Raw genomic sequence first — 15,514 nt, 5'->3', positions numbered from 1 at the left:
ATCAACTATTCTTGAACTCATTATAGTTTGCTATATAATATTTTGCAATACTATTTTCAAACTTTTCTTTTATTTTATAAATATACATTTTTTAACACAAAAAATAGACTAAAAAACCAACATGGTCATCCATGTTGGTTTTTCCGTTTACTATCATGAATTAAAATTTCGCAGCTACTTTTTTAACGTTCTCTAAACCTTCGTCAATAATTTGTTGTGAACGATCTGGATATTGATTGTGCCCTTCAATTACAACAGTCTCTGGATTTGTAATTCCCCAGAATCCAAGCACATTCGTTACATAATTAACTGCCATTTCCATAGGAGCCATTTGTTCTGAAGAGTAATCTGAACCACGAGCACCTAACACAACGACTTTCTTATCACCAGCTAAACCTACTGGACCATTTGCTGTATATTTAAACGTTTTTCCAGCTTGAGATAAGTATGAAATATATGTGATTAATGGTGCTGGTACTGTGAAATTCCATAGTGGGAACGCAAATACAACTTTATCAGCTTCTAAAAACTGATTTAAATATTGATCCACTGTAGCAACTGCCTTCTCTTCTTCAGCTGTTAACTCCATTCCTTGACTACGTTTATATCCACCTGAAATAGCGATATTTCCGTAATAAGGAAGATCTAATGCGAATAAATCTAACTCTGTAATTTCTGTATTCGGATTTGTTTCTTTATAAGCACTTACAAATGTTTCATACATTTTTGAACTAACTGCTTGTTCCGCTGGACGATCGTTTGCTTTTACAAATAATACTTTTGACATTGTTTTATTCTCCTCTACTTTTGTATTTTCTTCTTTTTTACCAAATAATGAGCTAAATAATCCCATTTTCTTCACCTAAACTTTCTTATCATATTCATTATTCATCATCATAAAAATTCTTATTCTAATAAAGTGAAACTTTAATCAGTGGGGTTTGTTCACCCCCACTGATTATTAGCCCTCACCAATCGGGCTTTTACGGGCAGTGGATACCCCTCTCCTAACTTCTTTGCTTCAGCTAAATTTTGAGGTGGAATCTTACTGCCCGTTAATGCGGGATAAAAAGTTCCAATTGATACCTTAAGTAAAACCCCTAAAACTTTTTGTTATTTAATTACCTTATGTAAGTGATTGTAATACAGTAACTTACTTTAGTCAAGTAACTTTAATTATAAATAATATCTCGAATTAAAAATAATGACTACAATACAATTCATACACCCATTGTAACTTTATTGTTTGTATAATGGATGTAGAGAGGGAAATTCATATTTAGAAAGGATTTATTCATGAGCACTATAGAAAAGATTCAAACTTTTATTATTCTTTTTGCTGTTACATGCGGCATCGTACTTGGACAATTTAATTTGATACATATGTATGCAGAGCAATTTATTGTCCCCTTCTTATTTTTCATGCTTTATGGATTATTCCTCAACATCCCATTGAAAGAAATAAAAAGCGGGTTCCGCAATTTAAAATTTGCTGAAACGAGCCTTTCTATTAATTTTGTATGGACACCTTTACTCGCTTGGGGGTTGGGAGCACTATTTCTTTCAGATCACCCAGCACTTTGGGTTGGGTTTATTATGTTAATGGTTACTCCATGTACAGATTGGTACTTAATCTTTACTGAAATAGCAAAAGGAAATGTAGCACTTTCTACTGCAATTTTGCCTGTAAATTTAATATTGCAAGTACTACTCCTTCCCATTTATTTATTTTTATTTGCTGGTGTCATAAAGACTGTAGCGATTTCTGTTTTAGTAGAAAGTATTGTTATCGTAATCGTCTTCCCATTTGTACTTGCACACGCTACAAAATTCATTATGCATAAACTAAAAAAAGCTGAAACACTCGAGAATACACTCATTCCGTTTTTCAAATCTGCACAAATTGTATTTTTAAGCTTAGCAATCGTAGCGATGTTTGCATCACAAGGTAAATATTTACTACAAAATATGAATGTCGTTTTCCTATTACTCATTCCTGTTATTTTATTCTTCATCATTAATTTTGCACTCGGGCAATTTATCGGACGCATGATGCATTTATCTTATAAAGATACAGTAAGTCTAAACTTAACAACTTTAGCAAGAAACTCACCTGTTGCACTCGCTATCGCTGTAACAGCTTTTCCTGACGAGCCTCTTATTGCACTTGCACTCGTTATTGGACCGTTAATTGAACTGCCAGTACTTGCTTGTGTTTCACAGGTGTTGTTGCTTATTAAGAAAAAACAGCAATACACATAACAAAAAACGTCCTACTTTAGGACGTTTTTTATTGTCGAGAAATTATAGAAGTAACGATAATTATCTACTCTAAGGATTTTATACGTTTTAGACACGCTATTAACAAATCCATTCTAATTAAATATTAAAGGAAAAGTAAATATGACGAACGCTGCCCAAAGTCCGTAAATTGGCAAATATTTCGTAACGGCGTCTTGGATAGCTGTCGGTCCTGATTTGTTTTGCAAGAAACGCGTATAGGAGAACATAATCCAAATGAGATTTGCCCAAATCAGTATGTTTACACCTAAAACAGCAAGTCTATTAGGTGTAATCCCGTAAGAAGAAAGTCTGAATACGATGGCTGACAATGCGACAGTGTCAATAATAAGTGCCAGAACAATTAAGGCAAAATTTATATAATCTGAAATGCTCTTTTTCTCATCTGAGTCACTCTCAACGATAGAAAATATAGTAACAGCCAATACACCAAGGAGTATTCCGTTAAAGGCCATTAGAAAATTACGGTCCAAGAATGGATTTTTCCCGACCCAAATTACCGTTATAAGATAAATAAACAATGTGATCAAGACAAGCGGACTAAAAATTTTAGATATGTATGGCGTAATATTTTTAGCAAGTTTAAGATTCAATGATACTAAGTATGCAGCCACTACAGCGAGAGCGGCAGCTCCAAATAAAACAACATTACTAAAATAGAATTCTCCTATATCCAAGTCAACAAAGCTAAATAATCGCATAGTGAATATTGCTAGTATCACTCCGCTCACTGCCATGCTCGCATAGAGAAGGCAATATTCTAAATTAAATTTAATATAAGCTAATCTTGTACTGCCTTTTGAATATTCATTTCCTGTAAACGCAAGCCCTACTAAGACCCATAAAAATATAGGAAGATGTAAATAAGCAAGGATGGTACTGTCTTTATAATTTACTGGCAACATATTAAGATACAACCCGGCAATTAGGAACAACGCTGCAAGGAAATAAATAATACTTTTTTTCGGAGTATTATTGTAAATAAAATAAGCAGCAATAAAGGGAATTACACCAAAAGCTAGGTTAATTGGAGCAATTGCTTCCTGCTCAACAAAGTGGAAAATGATTCTGGTGCTTAGGCCAGCTAGAATAGCTAACATGCCCATGAATAAGAAATCTTTTTGAAATAACGATACTTTTTCTTTCTTTGCCGTCTCCTTGAAATGCAATCTTTCATACCAAGCAGCTAGAACCTGAGAATCAGGTTTTTCATCCCATGCTTGTGAGAATGACTTTTTAAAAGCTTTCGGGTCTTTTCTATACATTCTCTCCAACTCATGAGGATTATCCATATTTTCAATAATTAAATTATTAATGCCCATATTTATACCTCCTCTAATTAAAAAATAAAGTTGTTACCTTTTCCATAAAAAGCACCACACTTATTTATTATGATTTTGATTTTAATATAAACTTTATCGTTTTACAATAAATTTTTATTTTTTAAGATAATATTTTTATTGCATACTTCCATAAACATCAGTATAAACTACTTACAGTTTCTCTTAATTACTTTTTCCTTTTTTATAAAAAATGATCAAGATAATATAAACGTCCTATTTGAATACTATCTTTTCAAATATTTTTTATCGCTAGCATACAAAATAAAAAAGCATGACATAAATTTGTCATGCTTTTTCAAACTTAACCTTCTATTTGTTAAAACCACTTGTCTTTACATAAAAAAGTTCTTTACTTACAAACCACTTAATCATCATATTTTTGAATGAGTAAAGAACTTTTTTATTTCTTTTTAAATAGCGATTTTTATCTTTAAAATTAAAATTTCGTATGACTTTACTTTCATAGTAAAAAACTTTTTTATCTTTTAGCATCTATTCCCCTATCACTCGTTGTTCTACTACCGTTATCAAAATAACAAATATAAACATTTAAATCGAAAGACCTTAGACCTAAATAGTAATGACATTATATAATAAGTATCAATCCATTCTTTCCATAATTTTTTTATTATTAAATAAGAAAAAACAACACTTCTACCTCAAATATTAATTTTTTTAAGTATTGAAATCAGCGTATTTTATATATTTTCCTTATAATAATATTATGCCAGATATTTTTATACTTAAAATGATTTATTTTCTATTACGACTCTAGGGGGATACATAGTGAACAAAATTAAAATCGACTTTTTTGAAGAACTAATCTCAGCGCAAAATACAGGCTTAATTGTGGGAAATGGATTCAGTATGAACTTTGATAGCTGTTTTAGTGATATTTATGGCCGTTTAAAAGAAGGAAGCTATGCTCTATCTAAAAATGGTATATTTTCTATTTCACCAGGTGCTAAACCTCATACTAAAGCAGTAATTAAGGAAAATTATAACAATGTATTAAGGTATGTCCGTACCCTTAATCAAAAACAATTAGAGGAAATTTTTAAAGATGCTGTAGCTTTTGCAGGACTTATTACAACAAACTCAACTATTTGGGATTTTTTAAATCAAAATAAACATTTAAATCGCTTAAAAGTTGGACCAGATATGCTAGAAATCACGGAAAATATCTATAGGGTTGGTAGTACTAAAGGATTTCAATTTGTTAATATTGAAAATTGGCCAATACTTATATGGTTATTTCACTTAATTGAAGACCTAGCTGAATTTAAAAATAATAATCAGCAAAATAACCGTTTCATTACCCTCCTTAAAATAGGTGGAAGAAAAAGCATATCGCCGCCTAACTCAGCAGGAGATGTAATAGTGAAAACAAGATTTAATGGTTTTGCCATTTACTATCGTTTGCTTATGTTGACTATCATCTTTGGAAACGGAAAAGCAGTTGATTTAAAAAAAGCAGAGTATGCAGAAAAAATAAATCGAAACTCGTTGATATGCTGGTTACAAGAATTTAAAGAGCTGTTCAGCTTAAATTATGATCTACTTCTGGAACAAATCGTTCGTCGACCTGTAACTTATCTACACGGGCACTTCCGAAATAATGCAGAAGGTTTTTCATATTTCCAGTCATATTCTATGAGATATGGTGATAAACAATATTATACCAATGATATAATATTAGGTGACTACACTACTACGAAGGTATTAGATCAATTTATACATTCCCTAGCAATGAAAGATATCGCCTTTGAACAGTCACGAGTTGCCCCCTTAAAAGAATTAACATTAAAAATGAATGAATCCAAGATAAATCATATTGTATTTTTTGGTATGCATCCAGAAAATGATTACCATATTTTAAGTGGGATATACCATAATTTTTTAATAACTAAACAAGATAATCCCATGATTACATATTGCTACTTTAATGAACAGGAGATAGAGGATTTCACTAACACTTTCTATAAAGTTACTGATTCAATATACAGAAATAAAAATTTAATTCCTCTGCACTTTGTTAATTCTAAAGAAGTTATTAATCGATATTTTGTATAAATCTATATATCGAGCTATATTGTAACTGGTAACTGTTTAGAAAATAAAGAAGTTCTTTACTAATAATAAACAAAAAATTATATTTTTAACTGAGTAAAGGACTTTTTTATTACTCATTATAGGTAAAGATACAATATAAAATATCACTTGAATAAAGCATTTTCTTATTCTATATAAATAATTTGAGTTTGAAAATTACATGTTCACCTTTTTATTATGCAGTTCAACTTGTTCTTCTAAATATCTTTCATTTTCCCGATTCGGACTCTGGTAAACACTAGCAAGTTGTTTGATTTTAGGTACAGTAACTATTTGGGCACTGAATTTATTATCTAATAAATGCTTAATTCTTCTCTTCTGAAATTCCTCTTTAGTTTCTATAGCAGATTCTATAAATTCTTTAAGTAACGGATAATTGTGCCCGTTTTCTGTCAATAATACAGTAGCTATACCCATATGAGTTAAAAGACCGTTTATTGTAATTCTCTGTAACTTTCCCTTTCCCTCCTCATAAGAAGGCCAATTAGAATACGCCTCTTGAGCGTCTCGCAACAATTTACTATCCATTCGTATATAATACGCCTTATTATTTTTATTTTTCCATTTTGCAGTTGGTAAATGATTTTCCAACCATGCCTTATCATTCCTTCTTAGCCAGTCGAATGCTCCTTGGTTTAAAGCTTTTAGTTGTGTACGTTTAAGATTTGGATTCTTCTTAAAGATAATTTCCCATTCTTCTTTATATTTTTGAGTCTTTTCTTCGTCAAGACTTACTTTACGTTGCCGTGGACCACGATTATTTATAGTCTTTTTACCACTAAACACTTGTTTTTTTATTTTACGCAATGTAACACAGCTTATTTTTGTAATTCGACTAATTTCCCTTAAAGTTAAATTTTCGGATAATATTTTTTCAAATTCACTCCTCCACAGATCTCCCCTGTCAATAATTCTCTGGGGGAAATTCTTAACTTCTAGTGGCGTTTGTTCGGGTAAAATCAACCTATATTTAAATCCACAATTACAAGTAAAATCGCCTTGTACTCTCCTATAAGCCTGATGTACATCAGTTTCTAAATCTTCTACACACGCCTCCATATAATGATCTGCCAAATTATTCATACAAATCCATGGCCCAAAGCCAAAGGGATGATAACTGTAGTCTTTCTCATAAAAATTCCTTATACTCACTCCTAACAAACGCATTATTAATAGATGCCTTACCGGATGTAAATTTTTAATCCTACTCTTCTCTGTGATGTATCGCGCCCAGCATAAAGGATCGTCAGGACTTAAGTTTGAATTTAATAAATCTAATACTTCTTTAGGATAAAAGTCCAATATCTTTTCCGCTAAAGAATATTTCCTTTTAATTTCTGGATAGCCAATCCCTTGAATCTTTAAAAGTTCTGTGTATTTATTATGATAATATTGATGTGGATAAACGGTTAAATTTTCATTAAATATATATTCAATGTCATTTGCGATGTCTAGTAAAATTTCAAGAGATTTTTCACTGACCACTATATCTTCTTTATTTGAATGCACATCATTTATATTAGGTATAATAAAAGTATTCCACTTCTTTCTAAGATGATATTTAGAAAGCTTCGTTAAACAAATTTTATGTTGTGTACAAACAAACACCCCTGGCACCTGATGAAATCTATTCCAGAAACCTTCTCCATGTGTTTCAAATTGTTCCTTTAGACATTCTTTACAGAAATATAAGTGCTCTTTTCTTTTTACATCGTCATTTAATTTTTGAATTGTCCGCATCGTGACAGCTGCGTTATCTTCCCCTTTAATTTTCCCTAAAACCTTATGATAACGATTTTCTTCCATAAAATGTCCGAACAAAGGTAATATAGTATGATTTTCTATAAAATAATCTACAGATAATCCCTTAGATACATCTTGTAACTTTTCTACTATTACATTTACTCCACTAGGAATATCAACTTCAAATTTTTTCGCCATATTTCCAAATAAATTTACCATTGTTTCACCTCTAGATTTGTGCGCGGAGTGATAATGGTAACGAGCTATGATGCTATACAGCAATTCATTTTTGTATGGAGTTGGAAAATAAGAAATCATAAAATCACCTTTCCTATACGTTGTCTTCTGACCCATTTGATAACGCTAAAGATACCGACTGTTGTAATAAAAATTTAAAACTTTTCTTTTCTCCATATTCCTCAATTATCTTTTCTACTGAAACTTTAGCAAGTTCATAATCTATCCCCATAAATTGCAATTTCCCAATAATTTTCACATCTATATCTTCAGTAAGATTTTTATTACACATTTTTTCCTGTTGCTCTAAAAAATAGTCCACATTGACTACGTTGGTTATTTCGTTTAATCCTGACTCTAATGTATTATCTAATGTACTCAATACGATATCTTCATATCTTGTCATGTTAGACTTTTTTCCCGTCTTCATCGCTTTAAGTACAGGTTGGAGTGACTTTAAATAATTTTCAGAAACACGCTTGATAATAGTCGACGTTATATTTTCCTTTTTCTTTTTCATTGTTTCCATCTGTACAAGCATAAATAATTTTACCGCTATGGCAATAATTCCTTGACTATATTCAAACATTACTTTATTTAATTCAGGAGTCAAATCTGTATACTCTCGGTTCCATTGATAGCGCCATAAACCTTTTAATAACAACTCCCATTCTTTATCTGTTTCTCTATGATGCATCCAAATTAAATCCCCTTGCCCACACATTCTTCGAATTTGTCTCAATGCCTTTTTATAAAGCACTTCTGTTTTAGGTGTCCCAATAAATATGATTGGAATTTTGCATATATTATTTAAAGTTACAAAGAAGTTCAACATCACTTCTTCCCCTTGACTTTTCGCTATACTCAAATGTTGAATTTCATCAACAATCAATACTCCAATGCCATGTTGCACTATATGACTTTGCATAGCTACAATAAGTCTAGAAACAGTTGCACGCGTGCTAAATATTTTTTCTGTATATTGCGTTCCTAATACACTGTCGAGCTTCTTAAAAAATGCACCAATTAAACCTTTTAAAGTACCATCATGAGGACAATCTATTTTTAAATAGAGAACTTGTTTTCTAATAAACGGTCGACCACCATATTCTGTATGTTGAATTACTTGGGGATAAGTAGAAAGCAGCCTGCTTAAACTTCTTGACTTCCCAACACCTGAAGTTCCAATTATCATAAACCCTTCTCCAGGAACCCCTTCACTATTTGTCACAGGTACCTTACCATTTTGTAAATTATCATATATTTCCCTGAGCAATAACTTTTCTTCTTTATTCATAGGATTTCTGCATAAATACCCTTGTCTAAGAGCTCTATCAAAAAGATTATACAAAGAAATTTGTCTACCATATGGCTGAAAAAAACTGTTTAAACGCATTACATAATGGCAGCGTAATTCTTTTGGATGTAATCTTTCTTCTTTGTTAAAATGCGGATAAACCGCTAAAGATTTATAAAGACTTTCCGTACTCAATATAGGTGGCAAAGTCTCTAAGAATGGATTTCCTTCATATTCTTTTACTTGCTGAGGCAAGTATAACGCTTTTGGATGAAAGTGACTTTCTTCTTTATAGTTATAATTAATCATTTTCTTACCCACAGTTCCCTTCCTCTTCCATTAACTTTTCATATAATTCTAGTTGTTCTAACTCATATTCATTTAATTCTGCTTCTTCTTGCTCACATCCTAAGGATAATGTTCCTTTATCCAAGTTCTCGTTCTCTTCTTTATTTTCAATTAAAAATGCCTCTTGTGGCTGACGTTCAAAATTATCTTCCGTTCTTCTCTCCCTAATATTTTTTATTTTTGATGTGTTACTTTCTACAAATATCGGGATAATACTTTCTGTTCGTTGCTCTGCATCAACAACAACTTCTTCCACTCTGGATTGATAAGTTAATTTTCTTTCTAAGCTCTCTTTTGCCTTAATTTTCTTTAATTCTCTCTCTGTTTTTTGCAAATATTCTATCTCACTTAAGCTTTTACCATAATAGACACTCGTCTTATCCATTTCACAAGCAATATAACTCTCTATGCTTTCATCTTTAATATAAATAGACGTCATATTTCTTGGATCAAAGAGTACCCTGATTTTCCACCCTTTATTTCTAGCTTTTTCAAACCAATGTTCTTGTATTGCTTTTGCACACGTATATCTCATGTTTTTATATTTAATTCCTTCAGCAGAAACCCTTCCCACATCTACAGACATGAAAGCAAACTTTAATTCTTCTTTTGGAAATGTCCTTAAGATACCCGAACATTTTTCAACTCCCCAGTTCCAAATATTATTTGGAGTTGGTACCACTTGATCTCTTAACATCTCTTCACTTAATTCATAGTGTTCAAGGATTTTCTGATTATACATTCTTATATATTCAATAATGATTTTGCGAATATCTTGAATTGTAAGAACTGCCTTTAGACGGTAATCTGGCGCTCCTCGTTTCCCGAAGTTTTTTTCAACGTATCCTGGTAATAATGGTTTAGCATTCTGTTGGAGAACTCCCAATGCACGCTCTACAATCCCTTTCAAATCAGCTCTATATGGAGGGGTATTTTCAAGACGAATATTTATTCTATCCGCTAGCTTTTGAGCTTCTTTTCCCATTAATTCTCCTCGATCAGCCAATAGTGCTGCTGGCAAATTAGATGCTATCCATTCACCTGTTTCAATTGAGACCCCCAGATTTTTGCAATATTCTTCTTTATCACTAACGGCACAGTAAAGTGCTAATCTTGCCATCTCTAGTGAAGCAGCCCTAGTATCTACATGAAAACCAACTATCATTCTGCTAAATACATCAACTACAAGATATAAAGTTGGTCGGCCTATGATTGCGTTATAATTATTCGAAGATACAACATAGACGTCTGCAATTGTAGAATCAATTTGATATAAACTACCTGGTCCATAAACATAATCGTTTGATTTTCCTAGGATAGCTCTTTGAGTTAAATTATGTTCTTTTTCCCCTAAACGTTTTATTGATACCTTATGTGAGCTGGTTAATTTTTTAGCCCAATAAACAAATTGAGCATACGAAGGTGGCTTTGCATCTTTTTTAAACTTTAATGCGGTCTCGCCACCGAGGTTCAACTTATCCATAAAATTTTCCGCTAAAAATCTTTCATATGTGTAACGTAGAGAGTTTTCTTTTTGGTTCATATAATATTTTTGAAACGCATTAACAATAAGTTTTTTTACTTGCTGTGTTATATTTGTTCCTTCGCCATGGATATCTCTATCTTTTTTTGGTCTACCAAATTTTTTGTGTCCAAGGATTTTTTCTTTTCCTTTTCCACCACAATTTTTATAATTATCAACTATCGCTCCTTTATTTTGACCATTTTTCCAATACATTCTTAACAACTTATATAGAGTTGGCTTTGTGTATCCTTGCTGAATATACACCTTTAAAGTTTCTCCTCTTCCCTTTCTGTCAAATATATCCGGAATATTCTCTTTTGATAATAATCGTTGAATTAAGTGCCAATTCTTCTCTATACGTTCCCTTTGTGAGGCATTTAATTCCTCCTCCATATATAACTTATAATAAGGATCTGATAGACTTACTTTGATTATGTCATTTTGAATATCAGTTATAATATCAAGTACATTTACCTTGATAGGAAGAGCATTACTATCATTTAAGGAAAAAATGTACATGACCTCTTGTTTAGAATCTATCCATAAAACTCTATAGTAGATTTTATCTTCATATGTATCTTCTTCTAAAATCATATTATGGTATAAAACGGTCATAAAAGGCCTCCTTATCTACATAAAAATCGTTCCTTTCTAACATATGTATTTTAAAATCTTGTTGTAAGTTAATCCTTATAACATGGTGAAAAACCAAAAAGTTAAAAAATGTTAATACCGTTCCATTCCTTAAACTATTTTCTCTTGTAAAGGCTTCTAAAGAATGTTCAAGACATACCGTAGATTTATTTAGATACACTACAAACTTCTCTAGTAGATGAATCATTTCTATGGTTAACATAGGATAACTTATAACTATATTTGCATTTCTAATTCTTTTTAAATTATTAACAAGTGGCAGAGGTATATCTTGTTCGGTTATAACTCCCCAATCTATATTTTTTTGTTCCCAATAACAACGTTCAATTTCAAATTTCTCCTGAACACGCTTTTTTCCTAATTCATTTGAGGGTTTAACTGTCCTTGCAATTATTTTTTCACAATGATTTTCATTTATCGTGATTATAAAATCTGTACTCATGACATAAGGTGTATTGCTTCTACTATCTGTTGGATATTTAATCTTCTTTTCCTTAGCAATCTCCATTGCTAATTCTAAATCTAGTAGTGGATATTGCTCTCGAATATCAATAACATGCTTTGAGTAGTCTAACAATAAAAAATAGTTATACTCAAGACGAGATAAAAAATGGTGCATTCTTTTTGTTTTAAGACCTAACTCCCTAGATACAATACCGTTTGATGGAAAGTCATTTACCGTTATCCAAGGCAGGTATTCTGAACCTTCTCCTAATCCTCTACCTTCATCAATCCATTTTTTCATCTTTTCCCACGTCCACATTCTTCCTCTCTTCATGATTAAACCGTCCTCTCGTATTAACAGCTTTTATTAGAGTCGGCAATAAACTAAATATTCAAACACCAAAAACAAAAACTCTATTGAGAAAATCTATTATTTAATAAATTATGTGAATTTTTTACCCATTATAAAAATTATTCATTAATAAAACCCATTATATTAATGTTAATATAAATAAATTCTTATATTATTTTTTTATTCGCTTGAATGCCTATTCATTCTATTGCTTAGGGCATCAGAACTTATAACACTTGTCCCTGTTGATATAATTTATACTTTGTTATTTTCCTGGTTATTAAATTTCAAATGCATGAAGATGAGAAAAGTTTTAAAATAACTTATGTACTGATTAAATGATTAAGGAGGAGTACTGTGAATAGAATAGTAAAACGAGCAACACATCAAGCAAATAGTATCATCGAATTCTATAATATAATTGACAGATATAAAAGATATGCAAACATTTTCTATCGTGGACAGGATGCAAAATGTGAAAGTACTACTTCTAGTGTTTCAAGAGGAACATTCTTACCATACGAACACAATATTTATGATGTAACTTTATCTTACATAATTAAAATTTAAAAAAACAAATAAAACAAGACCGTTAATATATTAGAGCAAATGCTCAATATATTAACGGTCTTTTATTGCTTCTCCTGTTTCAGCAAATCTTTTAATACGTATGCCAATCTCATCACACACCCTTTTGAATACAAACCACTCTTGCCCCTCTGGGTCATCAAATCCCCAATGAACACGTTTTACATGTGGAGATGTTTTTTGGACATACACCATGCGCTTCAATTCCAGTGGACAGCACGTTCAATTTTTAACTTCAATATTTTTCCACCCTAAACTTCAGCCATTTTACTACAGCATGAATTGCCCGCGTATAAAGGATACCCAAGAGAGGAAAATATTCACAGCGTTTAACTTTCCTTTTGATGCCCTCTTGTTACTGCTTCTTCTGATAGTGCCGTAAAAATTTGAAAAGTAACACCGAATTTGTCAGTTACAATGGCGTAGGCTGGGCTAAATGGAAATGTAATTTTAAACTAAGTTATATACTCGACACTCTTCACTAAATAAATTCGTATCATATTTATGTTCTATATAAATTTGGTGCCATACCATAAAGGCTAGTACTGTCCAAATTTTGCGACTATAATCACCTTTATCTGCGCAATGAGCCTCCAGTAAGTTTAATACATATTGTTTATCAATTAAATGTTCGGTTTTACTCTCTTCAATAATATTCAGAGCCCAGTCATACATTTCATCTTTTAACCAATGACGGATTGGCACTGGAAAACCAAGTTTCTTACGATCTAGTACATGATCCGGAACGATACCACGTACGGCTTCACGTAAAATAGCCTTTGTAGTTCTATTGGCAATTTTTAATTCTGTTGGGATTTTAGAAGCGACATCAAAGACTTCTTTATCTAAAAATGGAACACGTAATTCTAGTGAGTGAGCTGTAGACATTTTATCCGCTTTTAATAAAATATCTCCACGTAACCATGTGTACATATCAATGTATTGCATTTTACTTATATCATCATAATCCCTAATTTCATTATACAATGGTTTGGTTACATCCTTATAGTTAACACTTTCATTGTAAGACTTTATTAACTTAACTTTCTCTTCTTCACGGAAGATCTTTGCATTACCATAATAACGTTCTTCAATTGGTGTACATCCACGCTCTAAAAAGCTTTTCCCTTTAAAGCCTTCTTTAAGTACTCCACTTAAAGCTTTTAAAACCGTTTTCCCGGAAGTGGGAATGTATGAGAACATTTTTAAAGAGTTTGGCTCACGATAAATATTATATCCACCAAATAGCTCGTCTGAACCTTCACCAGACAGAACAACTGTTACATGTTTACGTGCTTCTTTTGCAACAAAGTACAATGGCACTGCTGCTGGATCTGCTAATGGATCATCCATGTGCCACATGATTTTTGGGAATTCACTCATAAATTCTTGTGGTGTTACCAACACACTATAGTTTTTTACTCCTAATTTCTCAGCAGTTTCTTTTGCTACATCTATTTCACTAAATCCACGGTGCTCAAAACCAACAGAGAATGTTAGGAGATTTGGATTTATTTCTTTTGCAATAGAAGCAATAATAGATGAGTCAATCCCACCAGATAAGAATGCACCCACTGGAACATCACTGCGCATATGTACTTTTACTGAGTCATATAATACATCACGAATTGCTCGAATGTGTTCCTCTTTTGTGTTATCTGAAGCATTGAAATATGGTTTCCAGTAGCGATGAACCTCTATCTCTTTTCCTATTTCTTTTATAAAATAATGACCAGGTTCAATTTTATTAATATCATTTGTTAATGTTTCTGGTTCTGGGCCGTATTGGTAAGTAAAATAATGTTGGAGAGCAGTTGGATTTACACCCTTATCCTGCATTACATGTAAGATACTTTTCTTTTCAGATGCGAAGAAAGTTATATCGTTCTGTTGTGCAATGTAAAGTGGTTTAATTCCAAAATGATCGCGAGCACCAAATAGTTTTTTCTCTTGACGGTCCCAAATAACAAAAGTATACATTCCACGAAGATAATTTACACATTCTTCTTTTACTTGGGCATATAACGCAACAATAACTTCCGTATCTGACTGAGTAGAAAAACAAGCTCCCTGTTTAATTAACATTTCACGTAATTCTATATAATTATAAATTTCACCATTGAACATAAGTATATAACGTTCATTTTCATATGCTAGCGGTTGATGTCCCGCATCCAAATCAATAATACTTAACCGTCTAAACCCAAATTGAACATGCTCGTCACGAAAATATCCCTGGTCATCCGGACCACGGTGGTATAACAGATTCGTCATATTTTCAAATTGTATTTTTTCTGTTTCTGAATATCTTTTTGCAGTATTATACAAGCACCCTACATAGCCACACATTTTTTAACCTACTTTCAAATTATCTACTCTCTAAAATTTTTATAGTGTAATCCACTTTCAATAAAAAGCAAAAAATTACGTTCGTCAATTAAAGCTTAACAAATATTTAATGCTTATAAATTAACATTTATCTCATATATAAGTTCTAAGAAATTTAGATAAAAAAGGCATTCTTTTTGATAATCCAAACTAATTTAAACTTTAATTAAATTATATATCTA

At 31.7% G+C, this 15,514-nt stretch carries 11 protein-coding genes and 1 pseudogene; 3 read left to right on the top strand and 9 right to left on the bottom strand.

All coding sequences use genetic code 11. The features are described from left to right. Positions 1 to 160 precede the first annotated feature (160 nt). Positions 161 to 853, bottom strand: coding sequence for an FMN-dependent NADH-azoreductase (locus tag ACZ76X_RS14970; protein WP_479850842.1), 693 nt, complete (start codon positions 851 to 853; stop codon positions 161 to 163). A 443-nt stretch (positions 854 to 1,296) separates the two neighbouring features. On the opposite strand from ACZ76X_RS14970, the gene ACZ76X_RS14965 reads away from it, so the two are divergent. Beyond that, positions 1,297 to 2,262 (top strand): arsenic resistance protein, encoded by a 966-nt coding sequence (locus tag ACZ76X_RS14965; protein ID WP_479850841.1) that lies wholly within the window; start codon positions 1,297 to 1,299, stop codon positions 2,260 to 2,262. 113 nt (positions 2,263 to 2,375) lie between these two features. Here the strand turns inward: ACZ76X_RS14965 and ACZ76X_RS14960 are convergent, their stop codons facing one another. Both ACZ76X_RS14960 and ACZ76X_RS14955 read right to left on the bottom strand, forming a co-directional pair. Further along, positions 2,376 to 3,623: a DUF4153 domain-containing protein gene (locus tag ACZ76X_RS14960; RefSeq protein ID WP_479850840.1), complete on the bottom strand. Its 1,248-nt coding sequence runs from the start codon at positions 3,621 to 3,623 to the stop codon at positions 2,376 to 2,378. A 330-nt stretch (positions 3,624 to 3,953) separates the two neighbouring features. Then, entirely contained in the window at positions 3,954 to 4,136 is a 183-nt protein-coding gene (locus ACZ76X_RS14955; protein WP_479850839.1) for a hypothetical protein, read from the bottom strand. A 294-nt stretch (positions 4,137 to 4,430) separates the two neighbouring features. Here ACZ76X_RS14955 and ACZ76X_RS14950 point away from each other — a divergent pair, with 294 nt between their 5' ends. Continuing rightward, positions 4,431 to 5,717 (top strand): hypothetical protein, encoded by a 1,287-nt coding sequence (locus ACZ76X_RS14950; protein ID WP_479850838.1) that lies wholly within the window; start codon positions 4,431 to 4,433, stop codon positions 5,715 to 5,717. Between the two features lie 195 nt (positions 5,718 to 5,912). On the opposite strand, the gene ACZ76X_RS14945 is transcribed toward ACZ76X_RS14950, so the two are convergent. Genes ACZ76X_RS14945 through ACZ76X_RS14930 form a run of 4 tightly spaced genes read right to left on the bottom strand, consistent with a single transcriptional unit; the run spans position 5,913 to position 12,338 of the window. After that, positions 5,913 to 7,817 (bottom strand): TnsD family Tn7-like transposition protein, encoded by a 1,905-nt coding sequence (locus ACZ76X_RS14945; RefSeq protein WP_479850837.1) that lies wholly within the window; start codon positions 7,815 to 7,817, stop codon positions 5,913 to 5,915. A 13-nt stretch (positions 7,818 to 7,830) separates the two neighbouring features. Continuing rightward, positions 7,831 to 9,354, bottom strand: coding sequence for an ATP-binding protein (locus ACZ76X_RS14940; protein ID WP_479850836.1), 1,524 nt, complete (start codon positions 9,352 to 9,354; stop codon positions 7,831 to 7,833). Next, positions 9,347 to 11,521, bottom strand: a complete 2,175-nt coding sequence (locus tag ACZ76X_RS14935) for a transposase family protein (protein ID WP_479850835.1) — start codon at positions 11,519 to 11,521, stop codon at positions 9,347 to 9,349. The genes ACZ76X_RS14940 and ACZ76X_RS14935 overlap by 8 nt, the downstream gene beginning before the upstream one ends. Then, positions 11,502 to 12,338 (bottom strand): TnsA endonuclease N-terminal domain-containing protein, encoded by an 837-nt coding sequence (locus tag ACZ76X_RS14930; protein ID WP_479850834.1) that lies wholly within the window; start codon positions 12,336 to 12,338, stop codon positions 11,502 to 11,504. The genes ACZ76X_RS14935 and ACZ76X_RS14930 overlap by 20 nt, the downstream gene beginning before the upstream one ends. Positions 12,339 to 12,713: 375 nt before the next feature. On the opposite strand from ACZ76X_RS14930, the gene ACZ76X_RS14925 reads away from it, so the two are divergent. Then, the gene (locus tag ACZ76X_RS14925) at positions 12,714 to 12,926 is read left to right on the top strand and encodes a hypothetical protein (RefSeq protein WP_479850833.1); all 213 of its coding nucleotides are present in this window, start codon (positions 12,714 to 12,716) and stop codon (positions 12,924 to 12,926) included. A 51-nt stretch (positions 12,927 to 12,977) separates the two neighbouring features. Here ACZ76X_RS14925 and ACZ76X_RS14920 read toward each other — a convergent pair. Both ACZ76X_RS14920 and asnB read right to left on the bottom strand, forming a co-directional pair. Next, positions 12,978 to 13,121: pseudogene (locus ACZ76X_RS14920) on the bottom strand (hypothetical protein); the annotation flags it as partial. A 273-nt stretch (positions 13,122 to 13,394) separates the two neighbouring features. Further along, complete coding sequence (gene asnB / locus ACZ76X_RS14915) at positions 13,395 to 15,293, bottom strand: asparagine synthase (glutamine-hydrolyzing) (RefSeq protein ID WP_479850832.1); 1,899 nt, start codon at positions 15,291 to 15,293, stop codon at positions 13,395 to 13,397. Positions 15,294 to 15,514: the final 221 nt, after the last annotated feature.

Source organism: Bacillus sp. BC05(2025), from assembly GCF_056725905.1.
This window is presented reverse-complemented; position numbering and strand designations above follow the sequence as displayed.

What these genes read in the sequence shown, in the direction of transcription:
- ACZ76X_RS14930 (WP_479850834.1), bottom strand. Translation starts at nt 12,338, where the DNA reads ATGAAGAGAGGAAGAATGTGGACGTGGGAAAAGATGAAAAAATGGATT.
- asnB (WP_479850832.1), bottom strand. Translation starts at nt 15,293, where the DNA reads ATGTGTGGCTATGTAGGGTGCTTGTATAATACTGCAAAAAGATATTCA.
- ACZ76X_RS14935 (WP_479850835.1), bottom strand. Translation starts at nt 11,521, where the DNA reads ATGACCGTTTTATACCATAATATGATTTTAGAAGAAGATACATATGAA.
- ACZ76X_RS14970 (WP_479850842.1), bottom strand. Translation starts at nt 853, where the DNA reads ATGGGATTATTTAGCTCATTATTTGGTAAAAAAGAAGAAAATACAAAA.
- ACZ76X_RS14960 (WP_479850840.1), bottom strand. Translation starts at nt 3,623, where the DNA reads ATGGGCATTAATAATTTAATTATTGAAAATATGGATAATCCTCATGAG.
- ACZ76X_RS14955 (WP_479850839.1), bottom strand. Translation starts at nt 4,136, where the DNA reads ATGCTAAAAGATAAAAAAGTTTTTTACTATGAAAGTAAAGTCATACGA.
- ACZ76X_RS14965 (WP_479850841.1), top strand. Translation starts at nt 1,297, where the DNA reads ATGAGCACTATAGAAAAGATTCAAACTTTTATTATTCTTTTTGCTGTT.
- ACZ76X_RS14945 (WP_479850837.1), bottom strand. Translation starts at nt 7,817, where the DNA reads ATGATTTCTTATTTTCCAACTCCATACAAAAATGAATTGCTGTATAGC.